This is a genomic window from Campylobacter magnus, assembly GCF_028649595.1.
Classification (GTDB): Bacteria; Campylobacterota; Campylobacteria; order Campylobacterales; family Campylobacteraceae; genus Campylobacter; species Campylobacter magnus.
This window is the reverse complement of the sequence record NZ_JAQSLK010000001.1, coordinates 105366-130195: the sequence shown is the minus strand read 5'-3', so window position 1 is coordinate 130195 and position 24830 is coordinate 105366. Positions and strand designations below refer to the sequence as shown.

The 24830-nt window shown below is 39.6% G+C and carries 23 protein-coding genes; 5 read left to right on the top strand and 18 right to left on the bottom strand.

Annotation, left to right across the window (positions count from 1 at the left end; genetic code table 11):
* Positions 1–470: 470 nt before the first annotated feature.
* The 8 genes from PTQ34_RS00585 to rplI all read right to left on the bottom strand — a co-directional run bounded on the left by PTQ34_RS00585 (position 471) and on the right by rplI (position 8685).
* Positions 471–2477: an ATP-dependent helicase gene (locus PTQ34_RS00585; RefSeq protein WP_273931531.1), complete on the bottom strand. Its 2007-nt coding sequence runs from the start codon at positions 2475–2477 to the stop codon at positions 471–473.
* A gap of 67 nt (positions 2478–2544) precedes the next feature.
* The gene (locus PTQ34_RS00580; protein ID WP_273931530.1) at positions 2545–3126 is read right to left on the bottom strand and encodes a bacteriohemerythrin; all 582 of its coding nucleotides are present in this window, start codon (positions 3124–3126) and stop codon (positions 2545–2547) included.
* Complete coding sequence (locus PTQ34_RS00575) at positions 3127–3663, bottom strand: bacteriohemerythrin (RefSeq protein WP_273931529.1); 537 nt, start codon at positions 3661–3663, stop codon at positions 3127–3129.
* Between the two features lie 3 nt (positions 3664–3666).
* The gene (locus PTQ34_RS00570; RefSeq protein ID WP_273931528.1) at positions 3667–4209 is read right to left on the bottom strand and encodes a threonine/serine exporter family protein; all 543 of its coding nucleotides are present in this window, start codon (positions 4207–4209) and stop codon (positions 3667–3669) included.
* Complete coding sequence (locus PTQ34_RS00565) at positions 4206–4997, bottom strand: threonine/serine exporter family protein (protein ID WP_273931527.1); 792 nt, start codon at positions 4995–4997, stop codon at positions 4206–4208. Before PTQ34_RS00565 ends, PTQ34_RS00570 begins: the two co-directional genes overlap by 4 nt.
* A 1386-nt stretch (positions 4998–6383) precedes the next feature.
* A complete protein-coding gene (gene hslU, locus PTQ34_RS00560; RefSeq protein WP_273931526.1) occupies positions 6384–7706 on the bottom strand; it encodes an HslU--HslV peptidase ATPase subunit in 1323 nt (440 codons plus the stop codon).
* A complete protein-coding gene (gene hslV / locus PTQ34_RS00555; RefSeq protein ID WP_273930503.1) occupies positions 7703–8245 on the bottom strand; it encodes an ATP-dependent protease subunit HslV in 543 nt (180 codons plus the stop codon). The genes hslU and hslV overlap by 4 nt, the downstream gene beginning before the upstream one ends.
* Positions 8245–8685, bottom strand: a complete 441-nt coding sequence (gene rplI / locus PTQ34_RS00550) for a 50S ribosomal protein L9 (protein WP_273930502.1) — start codon at positions 8683–8685, stop codon at positions 8245–8247. Before rplI ends, hslV begins: the two co-directional genes overlap by 1 nt.
* A gap of 107 nt (positions 8686–8792) precedes the next feature.
* Here rplI and PTQ34_RS00545 point away from each other — a divergent pair, with 107 nt between their 5' ends.
* From PTQ34_RS00545 to PTQ34_RS00525, 5 genes are all read left to right on the top strand, one after another.
* Entirely contained in the window at positions 8793–9809 is a 1017-nt protein-coding gene (locus PTQ34_RS00545) for a bifunctional 3,4-dihydroxy-2-butanone 4-phosphate synthase/GTP cyclohydrolase II (protein WP_273931525.1), read from the top strand.
* Entirely contained in the window at positions 9784–10287 is a 504-nt protein-coding gene (locus PTQ34_RS00540; protein ID WP_273931524.1) for a GNAT family N-acetyltransferase, read from the top strand. Before PTQ34_RS00545 ends, PTQ34_RS00540 begins: the two co-directional genes overlap by 26 nt.
* Before the next feature lie 78 nt (positions 10288–10365).
* On the top strand, positions 10366–11463 hold the full coding sequence (gene prfB, locus PTQ34_RS00535; protein ID WP_273930499.1) for a peptide chain release factor 2: 1098 nt from the start codon (positions 10366–10368) through the stop codon (positions 11461–11463).
* 51 nt (positions 11464–11514) lie between these two features.
* On the top strand, positions 11515–11841 hold the full coding sequence (locus PTQ34_RS00530; protein ID WP_273930498.1) for a type II secretion system protein: 327 nt from the start codon (positions 11515–11517) through the stop codon (positions 11839–11841).
* Positions 11777–12232 (top strand): SEL1-like repeat protein, encoded by a 456-nt coding sequence (locus PTQ34_RS00525; protein ID WP_273931523.1) that lies wholly within the window; start codon positions 11777–11779, stop codon positions 12230–12232. Before PTQ34_RS00530 ends, PTQ34_RS00525 begins: the two co-directional genes overlap by 65 nt.
* A gap of 391 nt (positions 12233–12623) precedes the next feature.
* Here the strand turns inward: PTQ34_RS00525 and rpoD are convergent, their stop codons facing one another.
* The 10 genes from rpoD to PTQ34_RS00475 form a co-directional block, all read right to left on the bottom strand.
* Complete coding sequence (rpoD, locus tag PTQ34_RS00520; protein WP_273931522.1) at positions 12624–14483, bottom strand: RNA polymerase sigma factor RpoD; 1860 nt, start codon at positions 14481–14483, stop codon at positions 12624–12626.
* A 138-nt stretch (positions 14484–14621) separates the two neighbouring features.
* Complete coding sequence (acnB, locus tag PTQ34_RS00515; RefSeq protein ID WP_273931521.1) at positions 14622–17174, bottom strand: bifunctional aconitate hydratase 2/2-methylisocitrate dehydratase; 2553 nt, start codon at positions 17172–17174, stop codon at positions 14622–14624.
* Between the two features lie 137 nt (positions 17175–17311).
* A complete protein-coding gene (gene lpxD, locus PTQ34_RS00510) occupies positions 17312–18268 on the bottom strand; it encodes a UDP-3-O-(3-hydroxymyristoyl)glucosamine N-acyltransferase (RefSeq protein WP_273931520.1) in 957 nt (318 codons plus the stop codon).
* A complete protein-coding gene (gene ilvN / locus PTQ34_RS00505) occupies positions 18268–18729 on the bottom strand; it encodes an acetolactate synthase small subunit (RefSeq protein ID WP_273931519.1) in 462 nt (153 codons plus the stop codon). The genes lpxD and ilvN overlap by 1 nt, the downstream gene beginning before the upstream one ends.
* Positions 18730–18732: 3 nt before the next feature.
* Positions 18733–20424: an acetolactate synthase large subunit gene (locus tag PTQ34_RS00500; protein ID WP_273931518.1), complete on the bottom strand. Its 1692-nt coding sequence runs from the start codon at positions 20422–20424 to the stop codon at positions 18733–18735.
* Positions 20425–20592: 168 nt separating this feature from the next.
* Positions 20593–22281 carry an FTR1 family iron permease gene (locus PTQ34_RS00495; protein ID WP_273931517.1) on the bottom strand — a complete coding sequence of 563 codons (1689 nt, stop codon included), beginning with the start codon at positions 22279–22281 and terminating at the stop codon, positions 20593–20595.
* 226 nt (positions 22282–22507) lie between these two features.
* Positions 22508–23443, bottom strand: a complete 936-nt coding sequence (locus tag PTQ34_RS00490) for a Dyp-type peroxidase (RefSeq protein ID WP_273931866.1) — start codon at positions 23441–23443, stop codon at positions 22508–22510.
* A gap of 5 nt (positions 23444–23448) precedes the next feature.
* Complete coding sequence (locus PTQ34_RS00485; RefSeq protein ID WP_273931516.1) at positions 23449–23673, bottom strand: hypothetical protein; 225 nt, start codon at positions 23671–23673, stop codon at positions 23449–23451.
* 9 nt (positions 23674–23682) lie between these two features.
* Positions 23683–24087, bottom strand: coding sequence for an imelysin family protein (locus PTQ34_RS00480; RefSeq protein ID WP_404814894.1), 405 nt, complete (start codon positions 24085–24087; stop codon positions 23683–23685).
* A 43-nt stretch (positions 24088–24130) separates the two neighbouring features.
* Positions 24131–24496, bottom strand: a complete 366-nt coding sequence (locus tag PTQ34_RS00475) for an EfeM/EfeO family lipoprotein (RefSeq protein WP_273931515.1) — start codon at positions 24494–24496, stop codon at positions 24131–24133.
* Between the last annotated feature and the right edge of the window lie 334 nt (positions 24497–24830).

The following is a 24830-nucleotide window of genomic DNA, read 5'->3' as shown; positions in this document are numbered from 1 at the left end:
AAATTCTAGAATTCCCTAGGGAATTCTAGAATTCTCACTGCCCTTTGGACTTTGCGGTAGCGGCTGTTAAAAGCTAGGGAATTCTAGAATTCCTAATAATAATTCTAGAATTCCTAGGCAAAAATTCTAGAATTCCTTAGAAGAGAGGTTGTCTAGAATTCCTAGGGGCTTTTTGCGTTTATATCATTTAAGAATTCGATCGCCCAAACGAGAGTATATCACTTAAAAAAATGACAGGGGAAGTATAATAGAATTCTAGAATTCCATATAGAGATCCTCGGGTCAAGCTGGGGGATGACATAGTACGCCTTGTTTAGCTATGGAATTATAGAATTCCAAAAAAAGACACCCCCTAACCCCCAGAAAATCTAGAATTTCTAGGCAAAAATTCTAGAATTCCTAGCATAAATCTAGAATTCCTAGGCAAAAATTCTAGAATTCCTAACAAATTTTAAGTAGGAATTCTAGATTTATTCTTTTTCTATTTTAAAACCAGCTTCTTTTAAAAACTGGCTTGGCTCATAGCTGATTTTGCCGTTTTTGTCGTATTTTGCGTAGCTTAAAAAAAGCTCGTTTTTTGCTCTTGTTACAGCTACATAAAAAAGCCTTCGCTCTTCTTCTATGCCCCCAGCACCTGAGCTTAGACGGATGTTTGGGAAGCGGTTTTGCGCCAGGTCTATGACAAAAACAGCCTCAAACTCCAGCCCCTTGCTAGCATGCACGCTAAGCAAGCTTACACCGCTACCTGCGCTCATTTGGCTATCACTAAGGCTTAAAAAATTATAAAACGCGCTTAAATCTTTGTAGTTTTTAGCAATGCTCTCAAGCGACCTTGCCCTATGGATTATTCGCTCTTTTGTAAGCTCTTTTTGGCTCTCATCTATGCTTTTATCTTTATGAACAGATTTTTTGTGAGCGATTGCGGTGGCGATTTTTTCGTATATTGGAGAGGCGATGATAAGCCCAAGGCAGGCTGAGGCGTCTTTTACGCCTTTTAGCGCTTTTAGAAAATATAGCAAATCGCTTAAAAACTCCCCGCCCTCAGTAGATAAAAAACTAGCGATTTTGTGATTTTTTATGCTTGCTGGCAGGTTTTCGCTCACGCTAAGCTCATCATCAAAAAGCCCTAGTTCGTAGTTTTTGCGCCTTTTGTGCGTGATAGTGGCTTTTGGGTCAGGTCGCAGCAGTCCAGCTATAGCGTCCCCTGCCCCACACTGAGATAAAAGCTCAAAAATCTGCTTTGATTTTGCCTCGCCAAGCCCCTTAAAATACTGCGCTACATCAATAAACGCCATTATATCCTTGCCATTTAGCAGCAGCGAGACAAGCGAGATTAGAGCCTTTATCTCACGACTTTCAAAAAAACTCCCACTACCCTTGCGCTTTGAGGCAATCCCTAGTTCTTTTAGAGCGATTTCTACGCCATCAGCACTTGAGTTATTGCGGAAAATCACAGCTATTTCATCGCTTGGCACTTTTAGAGAGCTAATTATTTGCGCTATGCCCTTATACTGCGCAAAAAGATCATCATATACTAGCAGGCGCGGCTGGCTAAAAACACCTTCTCTGCCCACTTTTAGCTCTTTTTCATAGAGGCGTGGATTTATTGCTATTACACGGTTTGCTAGTTTTAGGATATTTTGGCTTGAGCGGTAGTTTGTATTTAGCGCGTAGATTTTAGCGTCTTTGTAGCGTTCTTTAAACGAGCCTATTATGCTAATATCTGCGCCATTAAAAGCATAAATACTTTGGTCATAATCCCCTACGCAAAATAAGCTCTTTGCGCCAAAAGCATCTATTAGTGAGCTTTGAAGCAAATTTGTATCTTGATACTCATCTACTAGAATTTCAGTAAATTCCTGAGCTATATCGCCCTCTTTTAAAGCTCTTTTTAGGTATAGCAAAAGGTCGTTAAAATCAGCATAGCCAAAGCGTTTTTTCTCTTCTTCAAACTCACGCAAAATATCAGCATAAATTGCGCTATATACGCTTTGTTCTCCGTTTTTTGCTCTAAACCACTCTTCAAAATCATCCCCACCGGTGTTTTGAAAAAATGAGTAAAGCTCGTATAAATACGCCGCGCTAAATGCGCCTATATCGCTAATGTGATGAAATTTTCTTTGTCCTACTATACTTTTTAGCAGTAGTTTTAGCTCGCTTGGCTGCTTTAGCGTGATATCAAAGCCATTTGCTCTAAGCAAGGCATAAGCAGTAGCGTGAAAAGTCCCAGCACTCACGCTAGAAACCACGCTTTTATCAAACTTTTTAGCAAGGCGAGAGAGCATTTCAGCTGCGGCTTTGTTTGTAAAAGTAAGTAGTAAAATCTTGCTAGCCTCTACCTCAGAGCTTAAAAGATGAGCTATGCGAGCGACTATGGTGCTAGTTTTGCCAGTGCCAGCTGAGGCGATTATAAGATTGTGTCCAAAAGGCGCACTAGCAGCAGCAAACTGCTCAGGATTTAGATGAGAAAGTGGCATTATCTAAAAGCCTAAAATATGCTCTTTATTGATTTGAGCGTTATATTTTTGTGAGTTTTGTGACATTTTAATTCTTTAGCTTTACTTTTGCGCCACACCTTTCGCAGACAAAAGGCTCACCTGCAACTATACGCAAATGAATACTCTCAGGAATTTTGTGAACCATATCAGGGCAGTTGCAGACATAATCGTAGTCTATGAACTTTTGTTCTAGTTCATTGATTTCTTTTTCTAATACATTTTCTTCGGTAATATTGATTTGTTGTTTTTTCTGCCAACGCTCAATGCGTATATCGTTAGTTAGCATGTGTTCTACTAGCCACGCACGCACGACTTTTATAAGCTCTTCTTTTGCCTGCAATACAGGCTTATCACTGCTACTAAGCATGACAAAAGTGCGCAAAATATTTTCATGCAAAGCAGCATGCTCGGTTAAAAAAGGATAGCCGATCTGCTTCATATAATCTTCTTCGTGCTTGAAGTGCTGTTTAGCAAAATTTACAAAATCATTGATTAGATTTTTTAGATAAATCGGTGAAACTTCATTGCGTCCAGTAAAAAAAGCACGCTTTGCTAGCTCAAAGAAACGCTCATGTTCCTTGTCTAACAAAGCGTTACCGACGCTATATTCCCTTTTCCACTCAAACATTTATTTTTGTTTAATCACCTGATCGCAAGCAGTACATTTAAAGTTTTTGCCCTCATCAACTATTTTTAGATGGATTGTGTGAGAGATTTTGTGTACTCTACCAGGACAACCACAAACATAATCGTATTCTACAACATTTACATCTTTATTTTTTCTATGCCACTCTTCGATTTTCATGTCTTGTTGGATGATGTGCTCTAGTAGCCATGATTTTGCGATTGTTACTAGGTTTTCTTTCATTTCATTTACATTTTTGATCTTTGTGATTAGATCTGACATGCTATGGATGATTTCTTTGTGAATCTTAGCATGTGCTGGCAATGCTGGATAGCCAATGCTTTTCATATACTCTTCTTCGTGAGCAAAATGCTCTTTCATGTAGTTAAAAAATTCAGTTACAATCTCTTTCATTTGCTCTTTTGAGACATTTTTACTAGCATAAATATACGCTTTTTTTGCAAGCTCAAAAAGACGCTTATGCTCATCGTCTACTACAGCGCTTCCGATGCAGTATTTCTCGTCCCAATCAGGCATCATGTTCTACTCCCTAGAAATTTTTTTCGCTATTATACTCTTTTTTTTAAAAATATTGCTATACCTTGTTATAGAAAAACTCTTTTTTGCAAAAACCAATATCATCGTACTAACCCCAGCAGCAAGCGCAAATGTAACCCCTATCGTGATAAAAAGCTGATAAAAGAAGTTTGAAAGAGCAATAGTTTTTGCCATCTCATCGCTAGTATTTAAAAATTCAAAAAGCAATAATATGCTCTTATAAGCATAAAATCCAGGTATCATAGGCAAAAGTGCAGGAAAGGTAATGACCTCAAGTGGTGTTTTGTAAAACTTAGCTACCATAAGACCCAAAAGTCCTACCAAAAAAGAAGCCAAAAAAGTAGCCACCACAATCATCTCAAAGCCTAAAAAGTTTACCAAAGTAAAGCGAAAAGCATGCCCAAAAGCAGCGATTAAAGCAGCTAAAATAAGCGCAGGCACCGGCGGCTTTGCCCCATAAGCAAAGCCAAAACCAGCAAGTGCTGCAAAAATCATATCCGCCCCAATACCCCAAAAAACCGAACTCATGCTAGTGCTCCAAGCTCAAAAATAACCAAGGTCAAATACACACCAATCGCCATACAAGTAATCAAAATAGCTATATTTACAATGCGTGAAAAGCCCACTAAAACATGATTATCCAAAATATCAATCACGCAGTTGATAAAAAATATACCTGGAATTAGATAAAGTATACTAGTAGCAATGGCAATATGCATACTAAACTCGCCAAAATGAGCCGCCCAAATCCCGCCCAAAAACGCCACAAACGCCGATGAATAAAAGGATAAAAAAATGTATTGAAGCCTCATATCAATGCCCCAAAGCGTAAGCAAATGCCTAAGCCCTGCCCCACTAAAAGCCGCCCCAAAAGTAAAAGCCATCGCTACAAAATCACCGCCAAAAAGCCTACAAAGCGCACCAAACGAAATTCCAACTACAAGCAAAACCACCCAGATATTGCGCTCTTTGATATTGCGCTCTTTTGCGGTTTTTAGATGCTCGTAGCACTGCGCAAGCTCAGGTCTATCATCGTGGATGTGCCAGCTAAGCGCGCTTAGTTCTCTAAGTTCTGCTAGGTTTATTTGCACGGCTGGATTTGAGAGTACGAGCGTTTCTTTGATATGTGGATTTTGCTGGTCTTTTAGCGTAAGGGCAGTGTTGTTGAAAAAAAAGTTAATGCTAATATCATAGCCATAAGCATGAGCGATGCGCTGAGTGCAGCGATTTTCACGAGATACAAAGGCCCCACACGCATGAAGTGCAGCAAGATATTTGCTAATGAATAATGCTAAATCGCCAATTTTTGGTTTCATTTTATGTTCTTTGCTTTTGTAAAATAAAAGCGCAATTTTAGAATTCTTTTTAGAAATTCAAGCTTAAAAATGTAAAAATTTGCTATTTTTTTATTTTTTACAGGGCAATTTTTTTGCTTAGGAATTCTAAATTTATCCTTAGGAATTCTAGAATTTCTGGGGGTTAGGGGGTGTCTTTTTTTTGAAATTCTAGAATTCCCTACTATGTCATCCCCCAGCTTGACTGGGGGATCTATATATGAAATTCTAGAATTTTCGTCATTGCGAGCGAAGCGAAGCAATCTCTAGGAATTCTAAATTCATCCTTAGGAATTCTAGATTTATTCTAAGAATTCTAGAATTCCCTAGCTTTTAACAGCCGCTACCGCAAAGCCCAAAGGGCAGCAAGAATTCTAGAATTCCCTAGGGAATTCTAGAATTTCGTCATTGCGAGGGAGCAAAGCGACCGAAGCTAGGAATTCTAGATTTTATCTAGAATTCCCCACTATGTCATCCCCCAACCCCTTTGAGGGATCTCTATATGGAATTCTAGATTATTTGTGATGAGATCCCCCGATCAAGTCGGGAGATGACACAAGGCTTGGGAATTCTAGAATTCCTAGTCTATAAACGCAAAAAGCACCTAGGAATTCTAGAATTTATTTTTGGAATTCTAGATTTATCACTAAGAATTCTAGAATTTATTTTTGGAATTCTAGAATTTTACCTAGAAATTCTAGATTTAGTTCTAGGAATTCTAGATTTAGTTCTAGGAATTCTAGAATTCCCTACTATGTCATCCTCGGGCTTGACCCGAGGATCTCTATATGGAATTCTAGAATTCTTAAATGATATAAACGCAAAAAGCCCCTAGGAATTCTAGATTTATCATTAGGAATTCTAGAATTCACTAGCTTTTAACAGCCGCTACCGCAAAGTCAAAAGGACAGCGAGAATTCTAGAATTACCTAGGGAATTCTAGAATTTCGTCATTGCGAGGGAGCAAAGCAACCAAAGCAATCTTTAAGGAATTCTAGATTTATCCCTAAAAATTCTAGATTTTTGCTCGCTTTAGTGGAGTTTACCACACTGCTTTTTATAAGGGCTACGTCCTAAACACTTAGGGGCGCCGCCCCTAAAACCCCTACTAAAATTTAGAATTCCTAGAGATTGCTTCGGTCGCTTTGCTCCCTCGCAATGACGCAGGGAATTCTAAATTCTTTGTGATGAGATCCTCGGGTCAAGCCCGAGGATGACATAGTAGAGATTTCCCGAATGGGTCGGGGGATGACACAAGACTTAGGAATTCTAGAATTCCTAGTCTATAAACGCAAAAAGTACCTAGGAATTCTAGATTTATCCCTAAGAATTCTAGAATTCCTAAGGATAAATTCATAAAATAATTTTCTATAAAATATATTTTGCTAAATCTTGATTTTGCGCTACATCGGCTAGTTTTTCTTCTACAAGTGCGGCTGTGATGATGGCCTTGCCGCTACTACACTCAAAGCTGATGTCTTCAAGCACACGCTCGATTACGGTGTGTAGGCGTCTTGCGCCTATGTCTTCTACTTTTTCGTTTGCGTTGTGAGTTAGAGCTGCGATTTTACGAAGTGCTTCGTTTTCAAACTCAAGCTCTATACCATCAGCACCAAGCAGTGCCTTATACTGCGCTGGCAAAGCATTTTTTGGCTTTGTTAAAATCTCAAATAGCGCATCCTCATCAAGGCTATCAAGATTTACTCTTAGTGGAAAGCGACCTTGAAGCTCAGGGATAAGATCACTTGGCTTTGCAAGATGAAAGGCTCCAGCTGCGATAAAAAGTATATGATCGGTTTTTAGTGTGCCGATATTTGTATTTACACTGCTGCCCTCTACTATAGGCAAAAGATCACGCTGGACGCCTTCTTTGCTAGGATCGCTCCTGCTGCTAGCACCCGTTGGCACAGCCACTTTATCGATTTCATCGATGAAAATTATGCCCTCATTTTCGGCTCTTTCTAAGGCCTTGCTTTTTAGATTATCAATGTCTAAGATTTTCTCGCAAGCTTCGTTTTTTAGCACATTTTTAGCATCTTTTACTTTTAGTTCTTTTTTTACCTTTTTTGAGCCTATACCGATGACTTTGATTAGGCTATCTTGCATTTGACTCATTTCAGGTGGCAAGGTAGGATTTGCCTCTATTGCGCTTTGGTCGATTTCTATACTTATGCTTAGATTATCTAGCTCGCCAGCTTTTAGCCGCTCACGCATTTTAGCATAGCTTGCTTCGTAATCACGCAGTTTTTCTTCGCTTGCTAGCTTTGGCAAAGGTGGCAAAAGACGCTCTAAAATTCGCTTTTCTATATACTCGTTGATTTCGCTTTCTTTGTTTTTACGCTCTTCTTCTTTTAGCAAATTTAGGCTAGCAGCAGCCAGATCTCGCACCATGCTCTCTACATCACGCCCTACAAAGCCAACTTCTGTATATTTACTAGCTTCTACTTTTATAAAAGGCATACCAAACATCTTTGCTAAGCGGCGTGCGATTTCAGTTTTTCCCACGCCTGTTGAGCCTATCATTAGAATATTTTTTGGCATTATATCATCTTGCATTTCAGGGCTTAGCTGCATTCTACGCCAGCGGTTGCGAAGTGCGATTGCTATTATTTTTTTAGCTTCTTTTTGACCGATTACATAATCATTTAAAAACTCAACTATTTCTTTTGGTTTCATATCTTTTGCGTTCATTTTTCATCTCTTATTTCGTAAGTTTTGATATTATGATTTGTATATATACAAATATCAGCGGCGATTTTTAAACTCTCTTTTACAAGCTCTAGCTCACTTAGATTTGAGTGTGCTTTTAGTGCCCTAGCAGCTGAAATAGCGTAGTTTCCACCACTGCCTATTGCTACAAGGCAGCCATCTTCAGGCTCAAGCACATCTCCTGTGCCACTTAGCAAAAACACATGCTCGCGGTTTAGCACTATCATCATAGCCTCTAACTTGCGCAGATACTTATCCTTGCGCCACTCTTTACTAAACTCCACAGCAGACTTCATCAAATCGCCCTTAGCACCTTCTAGAATTCTCTCAAACATATCAAAAAGATTAAAAGCATCAGCCGTGCTACCAGCAAAACCAGCTAAAATCTTGCCATTATCAAGCTGTCGAATTTTAGTAGCATTGCCTTTCATAATTGTATTGCCAAAGCTTACTTGCCCATCGCCACCGATTACTGAAGCGTTTTTGCCTTTATAGGCTAAAATCGTAGTTGCATGAAACATTACTCACCTTTTACACTTAAAGTAAACTTAGCTGTGATTTGATGACCTAGTTTTGCGTGTATTTCATACTCACCAGGGGTTTTTATACTATCAAATTCTAAGCACTTTTTATCTATTTCAAAGCCTTTGTCTTTTAGTGCTTTTGCGATTTCATCTTTGGTAACTGAGCCAAAAAGTGCGCCATTTGCGCCGATTTTTACAGCGATTTCAAGCTTAATTTTTGCTAAATCATCAGCTAGGCTTTTAGCTTGGGCTACTTCATAGGCATCACTCTCAGCTTTTGCTCTTTTGCTAGCTTCCCACTGGCGCAAAACTGCATCAGTTGCTACTTTTGCATAGCCTTTGCCAACTAAAAAATTATTTCCATATCCGTCTTTTACTTCTTTTACCTCGCCGGCTTTGCCAAGACCTTTTACATCTTTTATTAGTAAAACTCGCATTTTTGCTCCTTTAATTTAAATTTTTGGCGCAGATTGTAGCAAAATTGCCTTAATATTTATAAAATTTAGATAAAGTAAGCGAAATTTTTTCCAAGGACTTTATAAAAATGGCATTTGAAAATGTTAAACAAGCAATAGAAGATATAAAAGCCGGTAAAATGGTCGTAATGACCGATGATGAAGATAGAGAAAACGAAGGTGATGTAGTCTGTGCGGCTGCCTTTTGCGATGAGGCAAAGGTAAATTTTATGATAACTCACGCTCGTGGCGTACTGTGTACTCCACTGAGTGCCCAGCTTGCAGCTAAGTTTGAGCTAAGCCCCATGGTAGCGAGCAATACTAGCTGCCACGAGACAGCATTTACCATTAGCATTGATGCAGCAAAGGCAAAAACAGGCGTGAGCGCATACGAGCGAAATATGACTATAAGAATGTTAGTTGATCCTAGCACAAAGGCAGCTGATTTTGTTCGTCCTGGACATATTTTTCCACTGATTGCTAAGCGTGGCGGGGTTTTGGAGCGAACTGGGCATACTGAGGGCAGCGTGGATCTGTGCGCTTTAGCTGGACTTGCGCCAGTTAGCGTAATCTGTGAGATCGTGCGAGATGATGGAGAGATGGCGCGCCGTGATGATCTAGTAGAGTTTTGCGCTAAGCATGGACTAAATATGATAAGCGTAAGCGAGCTAATTGAATACCGCCTTCACCACGAACAGCTAATTAGCGTTAGCAAACCAAAAGCTAGTCAAATAGCAGGTTTGCCAGCCCAAAAATACGAGCTTAGCGACCATCTTGGCAATACGCATTTTGCCTACACCTTTGGAGCACTTGATACTAGTAAGCCTGTAAATGTGAAGTTTCACCGCATAAAAACTGACCACGAACTACTATCAATGACAAGCTACGATGAGTTTATGAAAAGTCTAAAAACACTAAAAACTGAAGGTGGAATGCTAGTGTTTTTAAGTGGTAAAAGCAGTAAAGAAGCCAAAAGCTACGGCATAGGCGCACAAATTTTGCGCCACTTTGATATAAAGCAAATCACTCTACTAAGCGAAAATGAATCTCAAGAATTCGCTGCTATTTCAGGCTTTGGGCTTGATATCGTGGGGTATAAAAACTAGCAAAAATATGGAAAAACAAAGTATATATTTGCGCAAAGTCCTACAAAGCGACATAAAGCTTATCTTTGAGTGGGCAAATGATAAAAATGTAAGAAATAATTCTTTTAAAACAAAAGAAATCACTTGGGCTGAACACGAAACTTGGTTTGAAAATACCTTAAAAGACCTAAAAACACGCCACTATATACTTTGCTACAATGGCAATGATATAGGGCAAATCCGTATAAAAATAGAAGAACAAAATCAAGGCAAAATAAGCTATAGCATAGACAAAGCTTATAGAGGACTTGGCTTTGGCAAAATTATTTTACAATTATGCGAGAGTGCTTTATTAGAAGAGTTTAAAGACTTTTACCTATATGCTGATGTAAAAAAAAGCAATATAGCATCGCAGGTGATTTTCAAAACTCTTGGCTACAATGAAAGCATAGAAAATGATGTTTTTAAATATAATAAAAAAATAAATATCAATAAATAATAAGCCAAAATATCAGCACTTTTAAAGCAAATTTTAAATACAATCTCTATTTTAGAAAATTTTAAAATGGAAAAAATCTTGGATAATTACGAATATAGTGAGCTTTTAAAGGCTCTTAGCAATAAAATCTCAAATATCGCTAGTATCATAAAACCTGATGAAATAAAAGCTAGACTTGATGAAATAGCCAGTTTAGAAAGCGATCCAGCCTTTTGGAGCGATGTAGAAACAAGTGCTAAAATCGGCAAAGAAAAAAGCAAAATCTCTAAAATCTTAGAAAACTTTAACGAAGCAAAAAGTGCTCTAAATGACGCAAGCGAGCTTTTTGAGTTAGCAAATGCTGAAAATGATGCCCAGACTATAAATGCGCTTTTTGATGATAGCAAGGGGCTTGAAGATAAAGTAACAAGCTTAGAAATCTCAATGATGCTAAGTGGCGAAAATGATGATAAAAACGCAATTATCACTATCCACCCAGGAGCTGGTGGCACAGAGAGCAATGACTGGGCGAGCATGCTTTATCGTATGTATTTGCGCTTTTGCGAGCGAGAGGGCTATAAGGTAGAAACGCTTGATTTCCAAGAAGGCGACGAGGCAGGGCTAAAAGATGTGAGCTTCATCGTTCGTGGCGAAAATGCCTATGGATATTTAAAGGCTGAAAACGGCGTTCACCGCTTGGTGCGAGTAAGTCCTTTTGATAGCGCAGGGCGTAGACATACTAGCTTTTCATCAGTTATGGTAAGCCCTGAGCTTGATGATAATATCGCTATTGATATCGAGGAAAAGGATATGCGCTTTGATTATTACAGAGCAAGTGGTGCAGGTGGACAGCATGTAAATAAAACTGAAAGTGCTGTAAGAATCACACATATCCCAACTGGCATTGTAGTTCAGTGCCAAAACGATAGAAGCCAGCACAAAAATAAAGCCACTGCATTAAAAATGCTAAAATCAAGACTATATGAGTTTGAGATGCAAAAACAGCAAGCCGAACAGGCAAATGCGCCAAAAGATGAGATCGGCTGGGGGCATCAAATACGCTCATATGTGCTTTTTCCATATCAACAAGTAAAAGATGTGCGAAGTGGTGAGGCTTATAGCCAAACAGACGCTATTTTAGATGGCGATATCAAAAAAATCATCGAAGGCGTGTTAATTAGCCAAAAATCAAGCTGAAAAACGCAAAATTTGTGCTAAAATACTAAAACAAAATTTTAAGGAGAAACAATGCATTACACACCAGTACTTACAAGCCTAGGCTACACACCAAACGACGCTTTAAAAGCGCAAGTAAAACGCTGCATCGAAGAAGCAGGTTTAAGTGTGCCAGATTTAGATAAAATCGCTGAGCTAAACGAAGAAATCAAAACAATGGGCGGATATGTAGCACTATCAAATAGCGAGGATGTATTTAAAATCAAATGCGAAACTAGCGACATCACTGCGCTAAAAGAGTTTAACCTAGCGGTTTATAACTGGGGGCAAGAAAATGGCTTTAAGGTTAAAAAACTTGATGGTAAAGAAGTATTCTACATCACAGGTAAAGATGAGTAAGTTTTATTTACTTTTTGCGCTTTTAGGCGTGGTTTTTTTGGGCTGCGAGCAGCCTAAAACTACAGCAAATATCCAAGCCCAAGGTAGCTCACACACTATTAGCCAAGCAGAACAAAAGCAGCTTGAAGCGCTAGATAATTCGTGCGTAGCTGGCAATGTAGATGCGTGTATGCAAGTAGCAGGCACGCTCTATAATAAGGGCTACTACACTGAAGCAGCAGCAGCTTATGATGCGCTGTGTTCAAAATTGCAACATTTAAAAGCCTGCTTAATCCTAGCTGATATGTTTGATAACGGACTTGGCGTAGTAAAAAGCAGCACAACTGCCAAAGAAATTTGGCAAAAAGCCTGCTATAATGGCGATAAAGACAGCTGTAAGAAAATGAAATAAACTCTAAAATTATAGATTTTAGAGTTTATTTAGTAGATTTCAACCTTTTGTCACTTCTATAAATTCAAAAATCTAACACCACAATTTTGAGAATTCTGGAATTAAAATTTGACTTAGGAATTCTGTTTGATACTAAAAACAAGTGCTAATATGCGTAAAATAATACAACATTGTCACTTAGGAATTCTAGATTTATACTTTGTATATTATGTTTGCTTTTTGCTTACCATACTATGCTTTAAGTAGCGCATTAAATAATAAGTGGTTTTATTGTGGCTATTAAGAAAATCTAGAATTCCTAGATCAAAATTCTAGCTATAAAGCTTAGGAATTCTAGATTTTACCGCAGGGAATTCTAGAAAAATAATATATAGAATTCCCTATAGTAGTTTCAGTCTCCGTGGACATATTTTTTAAGCTCTTTGCCAAATTTTGGATAGCGAAGTTTTTTGATAGCCGAGCTCTCAATCTGGCGCACACGCTCTCTGGTTATATTTTCAGCCTTGCCAATTTCTTCAAGTGTTAGGTCACTTTGATCCTCAAGCAAGCCAAAGCGCATTTTTATAACCTCACGCTCTCTAGGATTTAGCTGGGCTAGGACTTTATCGATTTGCTCTCTTAGATCATCTTTTAGGATCTGCTCTAGAGGGCTAACTGAGGTTTTATCCTCTACAAAATCTCCATATTTGCCATCATCTTCATTGCCGATAGGAGCTTCTAGGCTGATTGGCTCTTTTGTGATTTTGATTACTTGCTTGACTTTGTCCACGCTTAGATTGATTTCAGCGGCGATTTCTTCTATGCTTGGCTCTTTGCCGTGCTCTTGGATGTATGAGCGAGTGATTTTGTTGATTTTATTTATCGTCTCTATCATGTGGATAGGGATGCGAATGGTGCGTGCTTGATCAGCGATTGCGCGACTGATAGCTTGGCGTATCCACCATGTAGCGTAGGTTGAGAACTTATAGCCCTTTCTATACTCAAACTTATCAATAGCCTTCATAAGGCCGATATTTCCTTCTTGGATTAGATCCAAAAACGGCAAACCACGATTTGTAAAGCGTTTAGCGATGCTAACTACTAGGCGCAAGTTAGCACGAGCCATTTTGCCCTTGGCACTATCACTTATGTTTTTGCCACGCTTGATTTGATCAAGGACGATTTTTAGCTCTTCTTGGTCTAGATCAAAGCCAGTTTGGCTAGCCTCTTTTGTGCGAAATAATTTTTGGATATCCATATAAGTGCTTACCATCGTAGCCTCAGGCACACGCGCTAAAATCTCTTCTTTGCTTAGCTTTGTGATATCTTTTAGCAAAGCTACGTGGTTTGCGCGCAGTTTGTCATTGCATAGATTTAGGCGGTATTCTAGGCTTTGAAGGTCTTTTTTAAAGTCCACATCGCTTTTTAGCGCAGTTTCTATAGAGCGAACGATTTCATTTATTAGCTTGCTTGTGGGCCCTAGGTCAACTAGCTTTTCTTTTAGCACTTTTTTCTTAAAAGCAAGGGCTAGCTTAGCAGCGATATCACTATCGTCTTTTTCGCTTAATTTGGTAGTAGGCATGGTTTTTATCCACTCTTTTTTTGCTTTTTCTAAGGCTTTAAAGCTGATTTCTACCTTCTCAGCTCTTTTGTCTTGTTTTTTTAGCTTATTAGCCTTTGCTTTTTGGGCTTCATCGCCGCTCTCGTAGTCGTCATTAGACTCTTCTTCCTCGTCATTATCTTCGCCCTCTTCATCCTCATCAAAGCTTTTAAATAGCTCTTTTACGCGCCTTTCACGATTTATTAGAGCTTCTTTGTAGCTTAGGATAAACTCTATTAGATACGGCACTGAGCAAAATGCGTCTATTATGGTATCTTCACCTAATTCTATTTTTTTGCTGATTTCTATTTCTTCTTCTTTGCTAAGCAAAGCAATAGCACCCATTTCACGAAGATAAATTCGCACAGGTGAATCAGAACGAGACCACTCAAGCAGGTCGCTTTCTGTGTTTAGGTCAAATTCAGTTTCTTCTTCTTGGCTTTTTTTCTTAGTGCTAGATTTTTTTAGTGCTATTGCGTCTTTTAGCTTTGTAGCTTCTGCGGCACTAATTAACTTGACTTTGTATTTTTCCATAAAGCCCATTATTTTGGTGATTTGTGCAGCACTTGGGGTTTTGTCAAAAAGACGGATTAGCTTTTCAAAAGTTATATAAGCTTTTGAGTTTTCAGCAAACAGCTCTTCTATGGCATTTGTGAGTTCTTTTACGCCCATTTTTGCTCCTTTGCGAATAAAAAAGAGCGTATTATACCGAAATTTTTTTAAAGTTTGCTGTAAAATGCTTTGAGAGTGTTTAGGAATTCTAGAATTCCTAAGTAAGAATTCTAGAATTCCTTTATAAAAAAGTAATAATTACAATTTGAAGTTATCGATCAAATTGAAATTTAGGTATTTGTAAATATCGCTTTCTTTACCAGCTAGTTTTTCTGGCACGATTTTTAGATACTCTTCTTTACTTGGCAAGCGTCCTAGCATAGCACAAACTGCTGCTAGCTCAGCTGAGCCAAGGTAAACTTTTGCTCCCATACCCATGCGGTTATCAAAGTTGCGAGTTGAAGTTGAGAACACAACAGCATTATCACGCACCCTTGCTTGGTTACCCATACATAGTGAGCAGCCTGGAAGCTCCATTCTAGCGCCTGCTGCGCCAAATTGTGAATACACGCCTTCAGCTTTTAGTTGAGCTTCATCCATGCGAGTTGGAGGTGCTACCCAAAGGCGAGCAGGCACTTGCCCTTCTCCATTTAGCACAGCACCAAGAGCGCGGTAGTGGCCGATATTTGTCATACAGCTACCTACGAAAACTTCATCTATATTTTTAGGGCGTTTTGGATCATTTAGAATTTCACTTAGAGTTGCCACATCATCTGGGTCGTTTGGACAAGCTAAAATTGGCTCAGTGATCTCATCCATATTGATTTCAATTACAGTGTGGTATTTAGCATTGCTATCAGCTTTCATAAGCTCTGGTTTTGCTAGCCACTCCTCCATTTTGCCTTTGCGGCGAAGTAAAGTCTCTTTATCCTCATATCCATCAGCTACCATAGCATCGATTAGTGCGATATTGCTTTTTAGATATTCGATTACTGGCTCTTTATTTAGCGCAATAACACAAGCCGCTGCTGAACGCTCAGCTGAGGCATCGCTTAGCTCAAATGCTTGTTCTACTTTTAGATCAGGCAAGCCCTCGATTTCAAGCACTTTGCCAGCAAATACATTGATTTTACCTTTTTTCTCTACTGTTAGTAGGCCTTTTTTGATAGCGTAGTATGGGATAGCATTTACAAGGTCTCTTAGAGTGATACCTGGTTGCATTTTTCCACTAAATCTAACTAGCACGCTCTCAGGCATATTTAGTGGCATAGAGCCTAGAACTGCAGCAAAGGCTACTAGACCAGAACCAGCTGGGAAGCTAATGCCTATCGGGAAGCGTGTATGTGAGTCACCGCCAGTTCCTACTGTATCAGGTAGTACCATACGATTTAGCCAGCTGTGGATAACACCATCGCCTGGGCGAAGTGCCACACCACCACGGCTTGTCATGAAATCAGGCAAGGTTTTGTGAGTTAGTGCGTCGCTTGGTTTTGGATATGCTGCTGTGTGACAGAAGCTTTGTAGCACGAAATCTGCGCTAAAGCCAAGGCTAGCAAGCTCTTTAATCTCATCTCTTGTCATAGGTCCAGTAGTATCTTGTGAGCCCACGGTTGAAGTAATTGGCTCTACATACATACCAGGGCGAACACCATCAAGCCCACATGCGCGGCCTACCATTTTTTGCGCTAGTGTGTAGCCTGCGCTATTATCAATGTTTTTTGGCTCTTCTGGTTTGATAAAGATATCCTCAGCACCTAGCCCAAGCTCAGCTCTTGCTTTATTACATAGGCTTCTAGCGATGATTAGAGGAATTCTACCACCTGCTTTTACTTCATCTTTTAGAGTATTTGGCTCTAATTTAAATGTTTTTACACAACTTCCGTTTTTGTGAATCTCGCCTTTTAGTGGATAAATAGTGATCTCATCACCCATCTCAAGTCCATCAACATCAACGATAATAGGCAGCGCACCACTATCTTCATTTGTGTTAAAGAAAATTGGAGCGATGATGCTACCAAGGATCACACCACCTGTTTTTTTGTTTGGAATTCCTGGGATTTCACGGCCGATATGCCATTGAATAGAGTTTGTAGCTGATTTACGGCTAGAACCAGTTCCTACCACATCGCCTACATAGATTACTTCACGGCCGTTTTTTTTAAGCTCAGCGATTTTCTCTAGGCTACCTGGTTGGCGTTTGCCAAGCATTGCGTTTGCGTGTAGTGGGATATCTGAGCGAGTAAAAGCATCGCCTGCTGGGCTTAGATCATCTGTGTTTGTCTCGCCTGGCACTTTGAAAACTATGCCTTCGATTTTTTCAGGTATATCAGCTCTTGCTTTAAACCACTCAGCATTTGCCCAGCTCTCGATTACGCTTTTAGCGTTTGCGTTGCCCTCTTTTGCAAGGCGAGCTACATCGTTAAAATAATCATGAACAAAAATAGTATTTTTTAGCACATCAGCAGCTGCTTTTGCTACGCTCTCATCGCTGCTTTTTAGACTAGCAACTAGCACGATCACGCTATATCCACCTAGCATAGGCTCTAGCATTTTTACAGCGTCAATCTTACTGATTAGCTCGCATTTTAGGTCGTGGTTGATGATTTCATTTAAAAACTCAGCCTTAACCTTTGCGCCCTCATCTACGCCTGGATTTACACGGTTTGCTAGTAAATCAACTAGTTCTTTGCTTGGGCTTTTTTTAAGAAGCTCGCAAACTTCTCTAACTTGCTCTTTATTTAGAGCTAGTGGCGGGATACCCAAAGTAGCGCGCTCGGCAACATGTGCATTGTAAGAGTCAAAAAAACTCATATTTTCTCCTTTAAATTTAAGTTTAAGTTCAAATCTAGAATTCCTAGAAATTACAAGGAATTCTAGATAGGGAATTCTAGATTTAAACTCATTTTTCTAAGGAATTCTAGAATAAAATATCTAGAATTCCATAAAGCCTACTTGCTTTCTTTTTTAAAAAACCTTATAATCTTGGCTTGGAGCTTAAACCACTCTTTTAGCGGCATTATAGGATGACCTGCATACTCGCCACTATTATCTGGCAGATCCTTGCTAACTCCGGTTCTAGCAGCACACTGGACAAAATCACCTATGCGAATGTGCCCTTTGGTGCCTGCTTGACCGCCCATTACTACATTTCGCCCTAGAATTGACGAGCCAGAAAGCCCTACTTGTGATACCAAAATCGTACCAAAGCCAAGCTCGCAGTTGTGGCCGATTTGGACTAGATTATCGATTTTACAATGATCTGCTATAACGGTGCTATCAAAAACTCCACGATCAATAGTAGTACAAGCTCCGATTTCTACATGGTTGCCGATTACTACATTGCCGTTGTGGTGGATTTTTACATGTTTGCCATCTGGGGTGTGAGCGTAGCCAAAGCCATCTGAGCCGATTACTGCATTTGCGTTTATGATGCAGCTCTCGCCGATTTTACTATTATTATATATAACTACATTTGGATGAATTAGTGTGCCACGGCCGATATAGACATTATCGCCGATGTAGCAGCCTGGCATGATGATGACATTTTCACCTATCATCACACCTGAGCCTATGTGGACATTTTCCATGACCTTTGCGCTACTAGCTATTTGGGCTGGATGCTTATCCTCAAAAAGCGGTTTAGCAAAAAACGCTGAAATATTAGCAAAATCTAAATGCGGATTTTTGCTAATTATAGCGTGGTTTTTTACTAAATTAGCATGTTCTTGGCGCACCAAAATAGCCCCAGCATTTGAGCCCTCCAAGTCCTTAACATTTGCCTCGCCATCACAGTATGAGAGTTCATGAGCACCTGCTTTTTTTAGTGAGTTTAGGCCTGAGATGTCTAGTTCATATCCAGCTGGTTGGTTTTGTCCTAAAATTTTATATATACTACTTAAAAGCATCACAACTCCATCATCACTGACCCTGAGCGCACGATTTGAGAAGGGTTGTATTTTTTCATTACCTTTATAAAGTTTTCTATGCGATCAGCCTTATCACATGCCATTACTATTATATAATCCTCATTTGAGCTAGTTACTGTGCCATTTGCGCTTTTTAGCACCGCATCAAGCCCTGAGAAATCCTCATTTAAAGAGATTTTTAATAGCACCATTTCACGCTCTACAAACTCTCCGCTATCTATTACTTTATAAGTAGAAATGAGCTTGTGAAGTTGCTTGATAATTTGCTCGATTGTATGCTCATCGCCGATTGTAACTATATTTATGCGTGAAAACTCGCTATTTGGCACTGGGGCAACAGTAAGGCTTTCTATATTATATCCACGACCACTAAAAAGCCCTACAATGCGTGAAAGCACGCCGTGTTCGTTTAGCACGATTACTGAAATTACTCTACGCATAACCTACTCCAAAACCATATTATATATAGCAGCACCAGGTGCTACCATAGGAAGGACATTTTCAAAACGCTCGATTTTTACTTCTATCACGCAGCTTTTATCGCTTTTTAGTGCAGCTTCAAGCGCGCTTTTAAAGCCTACTTTATCGCTCACGCTATATCCTTCTAGCCCAAAAGCCTTTGCTAGCATTACAAAATCAGGTTGTTTTACTAGATCTACGCTTGAGAGCCTACTGTCATAAAATAGACTTTGCCACTGACGCACCATACCTAAAAAGTTATTATTTAGCACGATATTTATCACTCTTTTGCCATGTTCGCTTAGTGTCATTAGCTCTTGGATATTCATTAGCACACCGCCATCACCACTGATTGCGACAACTGGGGTTTTTTTATCATCTACAGCCCAGGCAGCTCCCATAGCAGCTGGCAAGCCAAAGCCCATAGTACCAAGTCCACCTGATGTAAGCAAGGCTCTAGGACGGCAAAACTTAAAAAACTGCGCTGTCCACATTTGATGTTGACCAACATCGGTTGCTATTATAGCATCTTTTGGCAGAGTATTGCTAAGTTCTTGTATTACCCACTGAGGCTTTAGAGCCTCGCCATCTTTGCTATCTTTGTAGCTTAGTGGATGAAGGTTGTTGTATACTTTTATTTGCTCTAGCCAAGGCTTTAGAGCTTCTTTATCGCAAGAGAGCTTTTCTAGCACTTGTTCTAGCACGCTAGCTAGATCGCCAACGATAGGATAGTCTGAGTGTATGATTTTATCTATGCTTGCTGGATCTATGTCTATGTGAATTATCTTTGCTGATTTGGCAAACTCTTTTACATTTCCAGTAACTCTATCATCAAATCTTGCGCCAAGTGCGATTATTAAATCAGCCTCGCTTAAAGCCATATTTGCTGCGTAGCTGCCGTGCATACCTACCATTCCAAGGTTTCTTTCATCATTAGCATCTACTACGCCAAGTGCCATTAGAGTTTGCACTACTGGCATGCCGGTTTTTTCTACAAATTCCCTAACAAGTTCGCTAGCACCAGAACTAATAGCTCCACCGCCTATGTAAGCAATCGGTCTTTTTGCCTCTTTTATAGCCTCACAAGCTTTTTTTATTTGATATGGATGACCTTTTAGAGTTGGTTTGTAGGTTTGCATATAAATATCTTCTGGATATATAAACTCACCAACTGCTGCTGTGATGTCCTTTGGGATATCTACATGAACTGGGCCTGGGCGACCTGAGCGAGCTATATAAAAGGCTTGTTTTAGGATTTTTGGCAATTCATCTATGCTTTTTACCAAAAAGTTATGCTTAGTACAAGGGCGAGAGATTCCCACCGCATCTATTTCTTGAAAAGCATCAGAACCAACAAGTGGCAAAGCTACCTGACCGCTTATTAGCACCAAAGGCACGCTATCGCAATACGCAGTAGCTATTGCTGTAACAGCGTTTGTAAAGCCTGGACCGCTGGTTACAAAAGCAACTCCAACCTTGCCAGAAGCCCTAGCGTAGCCATCAGCTGCGTGAACAGCACCTTGTTCGTGGCGAGCTAGAATGTGAGTAAAATAATCTTGCTTATATGTTTCATCATAGATATTTAACGCTGCACCGCCTGGATAGCCAAATACTACCTCTACGCCCTCAGCGTGAAGTGCTTCGCTTATCATTTGTGAGCCGTTTAACTTTTTCATTATTTTTGCCTCATAAAAAATATCGCAAAATTATAACACAAATTTTGCCTTGATTGAGTAAGTAAAGATAAATTTTAAGTTTTAATTGTTACGAATTTACCAAATTTTGGTTTTTTTATTAAAAAAATAGTAAAACGCTAGGGAATTCTAGAATTCCCTAGCAGAGTTTTACGCCCTAGCTACTCTTAGCGTGCTTTTTTGCTCTTTTAAGCTAGAAAAGGCAAAAAGTGCTAAAACCGCTAAGATATAAATAACTTGCGCGCTAATACTCTCTATGCTGTTATAAAAGCCGATAAATGAAATGCTAGGTAAAGCTGAAATAATCGTGCTAGTAGTCACACCAGTAAGCTCAAGTCCATGAACGCTCATGCCCAAAATCTTAAATCCTAGCGCATAAAGTAGCAAACTCATCACTCTAAAAATATGTCGCATAGGGATTTTTTTGGTGATATAATCCATAAAATAAGCAAAAATTGCTAGCACTATAACGCCAAGCACCAAACCACCGCCAAAGTGCGTTATCTCAGTCTTTGGCAGCATTGCAGCGTAGAACAAAATCGTCTCAGCCCCCTCTCTAAACACAGCCAAAAAGGCAAGCCCACCAAGGCAAAGCACGCTACCGCCAGCTAGGATTTTTGCTTGATTTTTCACAAATTGCTCCCAAGCCTTCGCGCTAGATTTGCTATGTAGCCAAGCGATGATAAAGACCATCACACCCACAGCCACAATGCCTACAAAGCCTTCTAAAATCTCTCTATCAACATCTGCATTATCAAGTGGCAATAATGTGGCTAAAAGCACGGCAGTAGCTACGCTAAGCACTACTCCAAGCCCAGAGCCCAAGCTAATTGCAACCTTAGCTTTTGTGCTAGTTTTTAAAGCCGCAAAAAGTGCAATTATGATTAAAAGTGCCTCTAAGCCCTCTCTAATTAGCACTAGTGCTACATCAATGGCATTATATCCAGCGTTTAAATTAAGTGCTTCTATGCCCAAAATAATGTCCTCTAAGTTAGCTTTGTTAGCACTTAGATTTGCTGCTATGCTAGGCAAATCGCTTTCAATTCTATTATAAAGCCCAGCATCTCTTGTGCGAATTTCGCCCTCAAAAGCAGGCCACGCCGTGATAAAAGAAAGAATCTCAGCCTTAGCCTTTTTATCATCCTTGCCTATGTTATCAAGTGCGGTTTTTAGCCCCGCAAGTCCTGCTAAAAGCCCGCTTGCGCCGCCATTTTCGCTGCTTGCATTTTGGTATTTGCCTGCTAAAAACTCAGCCAAATAGCCTTTTATTAGCCCTGCTTGCTCACTCATCGCAGCCCTATCCATAGGCTCATTTAGCATGGCTAGTCTATACATCGCCATCGCAGTTTCTATTTTGCCATAGTGAGCTGAGCTTAGATCGCCTACAACGCGTTCATTTCGCTGCCAAGCATCGTAGAGCTTTTTATACACTAGCCCTAGCTCGCCTAGCTCGCCATTTGGCGTAGCTGCCTCAAAGGCTCTAAAAGCAGGCATTACCTTTTTTTCAAAGTTTTTAATCAAAGCTTGATAATTAATAGGATTTTGCTCTTTTTCAAAAGCAACTAGCGCAATTGAAAGTGCCTCTAAACTAGCGCTGCTTAGCTCTTTTTTTGCCGTGTTTAGAGCCATTTTTACGCCCCTGGCTGCTGGCGAGCTGCTTTGCTCTAAGGCATTAAAGCTAAGCTCAAAAGCACTAAGCTGGACACGGACGCAGCTAAAATCATTAGCCTTAGCACAATCGAGGCTATCAGAAATACGCACAAAAAAACTGCTTAATGAAAGCTGCTGCCCAAAAACACTAGCGCAGATTAAAAGCAAAACCAAAATGTATTTTTTCATTTTATATCCTAAATTTTAAATCTAGAATTCCTAGGAATTCTAGATTGTAGGAATTCTCTTTGGGAATTCTAGATTTGGGAATTCTAGATTTGGGAATTCTCTTTGCGAATTCAAGTTTAAAATCTAAAATTCCCTAAAATTTTGAATTTAGAATTCCACGGAATTTCTAGGGAATTCCACGGAATTCTAGAATTCCTAGGAATTCAAGTTTAAAATCTAAAATTCCCTAGCTAAAAAGCCTTTTTCCTATATAATCATTTTTATCACGGCTCACCCCGCCAAAGCAGGCAAACACGCCAGAGCCGATGTTTGTGATATATTCATTCATTCTATCTTTTAGTCCAAGTGCGCTTTGGATAGCAATAAACTGCGCTGGATCACGCTGAAAGCTAATAAACAAAAGCCCAGCGTCCAAAGCCCCACGCTCATTTACCCCGCTTGCGTAGCTGTATGAGCGGCGCAGGATTTTTGCCCCAGCACTTTTTGCCAAAAATGCGTGCGAAGTCTCTGGCGCAGCATTATCTCCACTTAGCTCGATCTCGTCAAACTCGCTAGTTTTACCAAAAGGCGCACCGCTAGCTCTCTGCCTGCCAAAGGTCTCATTTTGTCCTTTTAAGTGCGTTCTATCCCAAGTCTCAAGGTGCATAACGACTTTTCTAGCTATAAGATAAGAGCCATTATCAAAAACTCCGCCTTTTATCCACACTTCTTTATCAAGCTCTGTTTTTTTAGGATTTATAGTGCCGTCTTTAAAGGCAAAAAGATTGCGTGGCGTATCGCTACCCATAAATGAATTAAAGCCCATTTGCGACCATTTTGGACTTAGGCTTGTGCGAGCTGTTCGCAGTAGATTTCTAGCAGCGTGAAATGCTACTTGTGGATCATCAGCGCAGGCTTGGATACAGATATCTCCGCCTACAAACTGCTCTTTTAGCTGATCACGTGGAAAATGTGGTAAATCTGCTAGCTTGCTAGGCTTATTTTTTAGCCCAAGCTTATCAAAAAAGCTAGCACTCACGCCAAAAGTAAGCGTTAGATTTGCGTGTTCTAGCGAGTCAGCCTCGCCAGTATCAACAGGCGGCAAAAGAGCATTTGAGCTATATTTTTCTATATTTTTGCCCTCAGTTAAATTTGCGCTTTGCGCTGTCCAAAGCTTAAAGATTTCACTTATTTTTTTGGTTCTGTTTCATGTAAATCAAGCACCAAAAAGTAAATAAACTTTTGAGCTGGCGTGGCGATGCCTTGCTGATGAGTGCCGTAAAATTCGTATTTATTAGCAGTCTTTGACTTTATCCTACTTGCTAGCTCATTAGCACTAGCGCCACTAAGCGCAGCGCTAGCACCAAGTACTAAACCAAGAGTATTTTTAAAAAAACTTCTTCTTTGGTTCATAAATTAACCTTAGTCTAAAATTACACCCATTTTTGATAATGGTTCGCCAAGTTTATTTACAGCCTCAGCAAGTTCTTTTATCTCATTTTGCGAAAGCTTATCATAAGCTTTAAAATCATAGCCGTCTTTTGAGAAGTTTTGCTTAGCTAAAAGCGCATTTACATTTTTAAACTGAGCTTCTATATCCTTAGCTAGATTTTTATCTTTTTTTAGCAAATGTGGTTTTAGAATATCATAGATTTTTTGCGCACCCTCTATATTTGCTGCAAAGTCATAAAGGTCAGTTTTTGAAAATATATCTTCTTCGCCGGTGATTTTGCTAGTGCTTACTTCATTTAGCAAATCCACAGCCCCAGTTAGCATAAGCTCAGCATCCACCTTAGCAGTTAGAGTTTTTGCTCTTAGCTCTTTTATATCATTTAGAAGTTGTGCGCCAGTGGCTTCTGCGCCCTTTGTGCTACCGCTCTCCCAAAGGATTTTTTTCTATTTTATGAAAGCCACTCCAGTCTTTTTCGCTTTTGCCATCTTCTTGCAAGTCTGCTAGGCGAGCATCGATTTTTGGATCAAGCTCGCCAAAGCTCTCAGCAATAGGCTCTGAGCGTTCATAATGCATACGAGAAAGAGCATATAGACGCTTTGCGCTTTCTACATCGCCTGCGTTTATTTTATCCACAAACTCGGTTGTTTTAGCTAGCAGCTCGTCAATCTCAGCGATGACATAAGCTCTATACTCGCTAACTTCTTTACTAAAATCAGCCTTAGCACTGAGTGAAGTAGCAAGCAAAGCGCCTACCACAAACAAAGAAAGTTTAGAAAATTTCATCATAAATCCTTTAAAAAAATTTTCATTTTATAAAATCAATTTGATATTGACTTTTAAAATGAGCGATAAAAGTCTAACAAAAGCAATATTAAATATTTCTTAATTTTTAAAAGTTTTTGAAAGTAAAACTCAAAATTTGAACTTTATTTACTAGGAATTCTAGATTAGGGAATTTTAGAATTCCTAGGCTTTTTTGCTTCGCATCCGCTGGTTGGGGGTACGGGGGTATTTTTTATCTTTGGAAATTCTTTTTGGGAATTCTTTTTGGGAATTCTTTTTGGGAATTTTAAAATTCTCTACTGTGTCATCCCCCAGCTTGACTGGGGGATCTCTG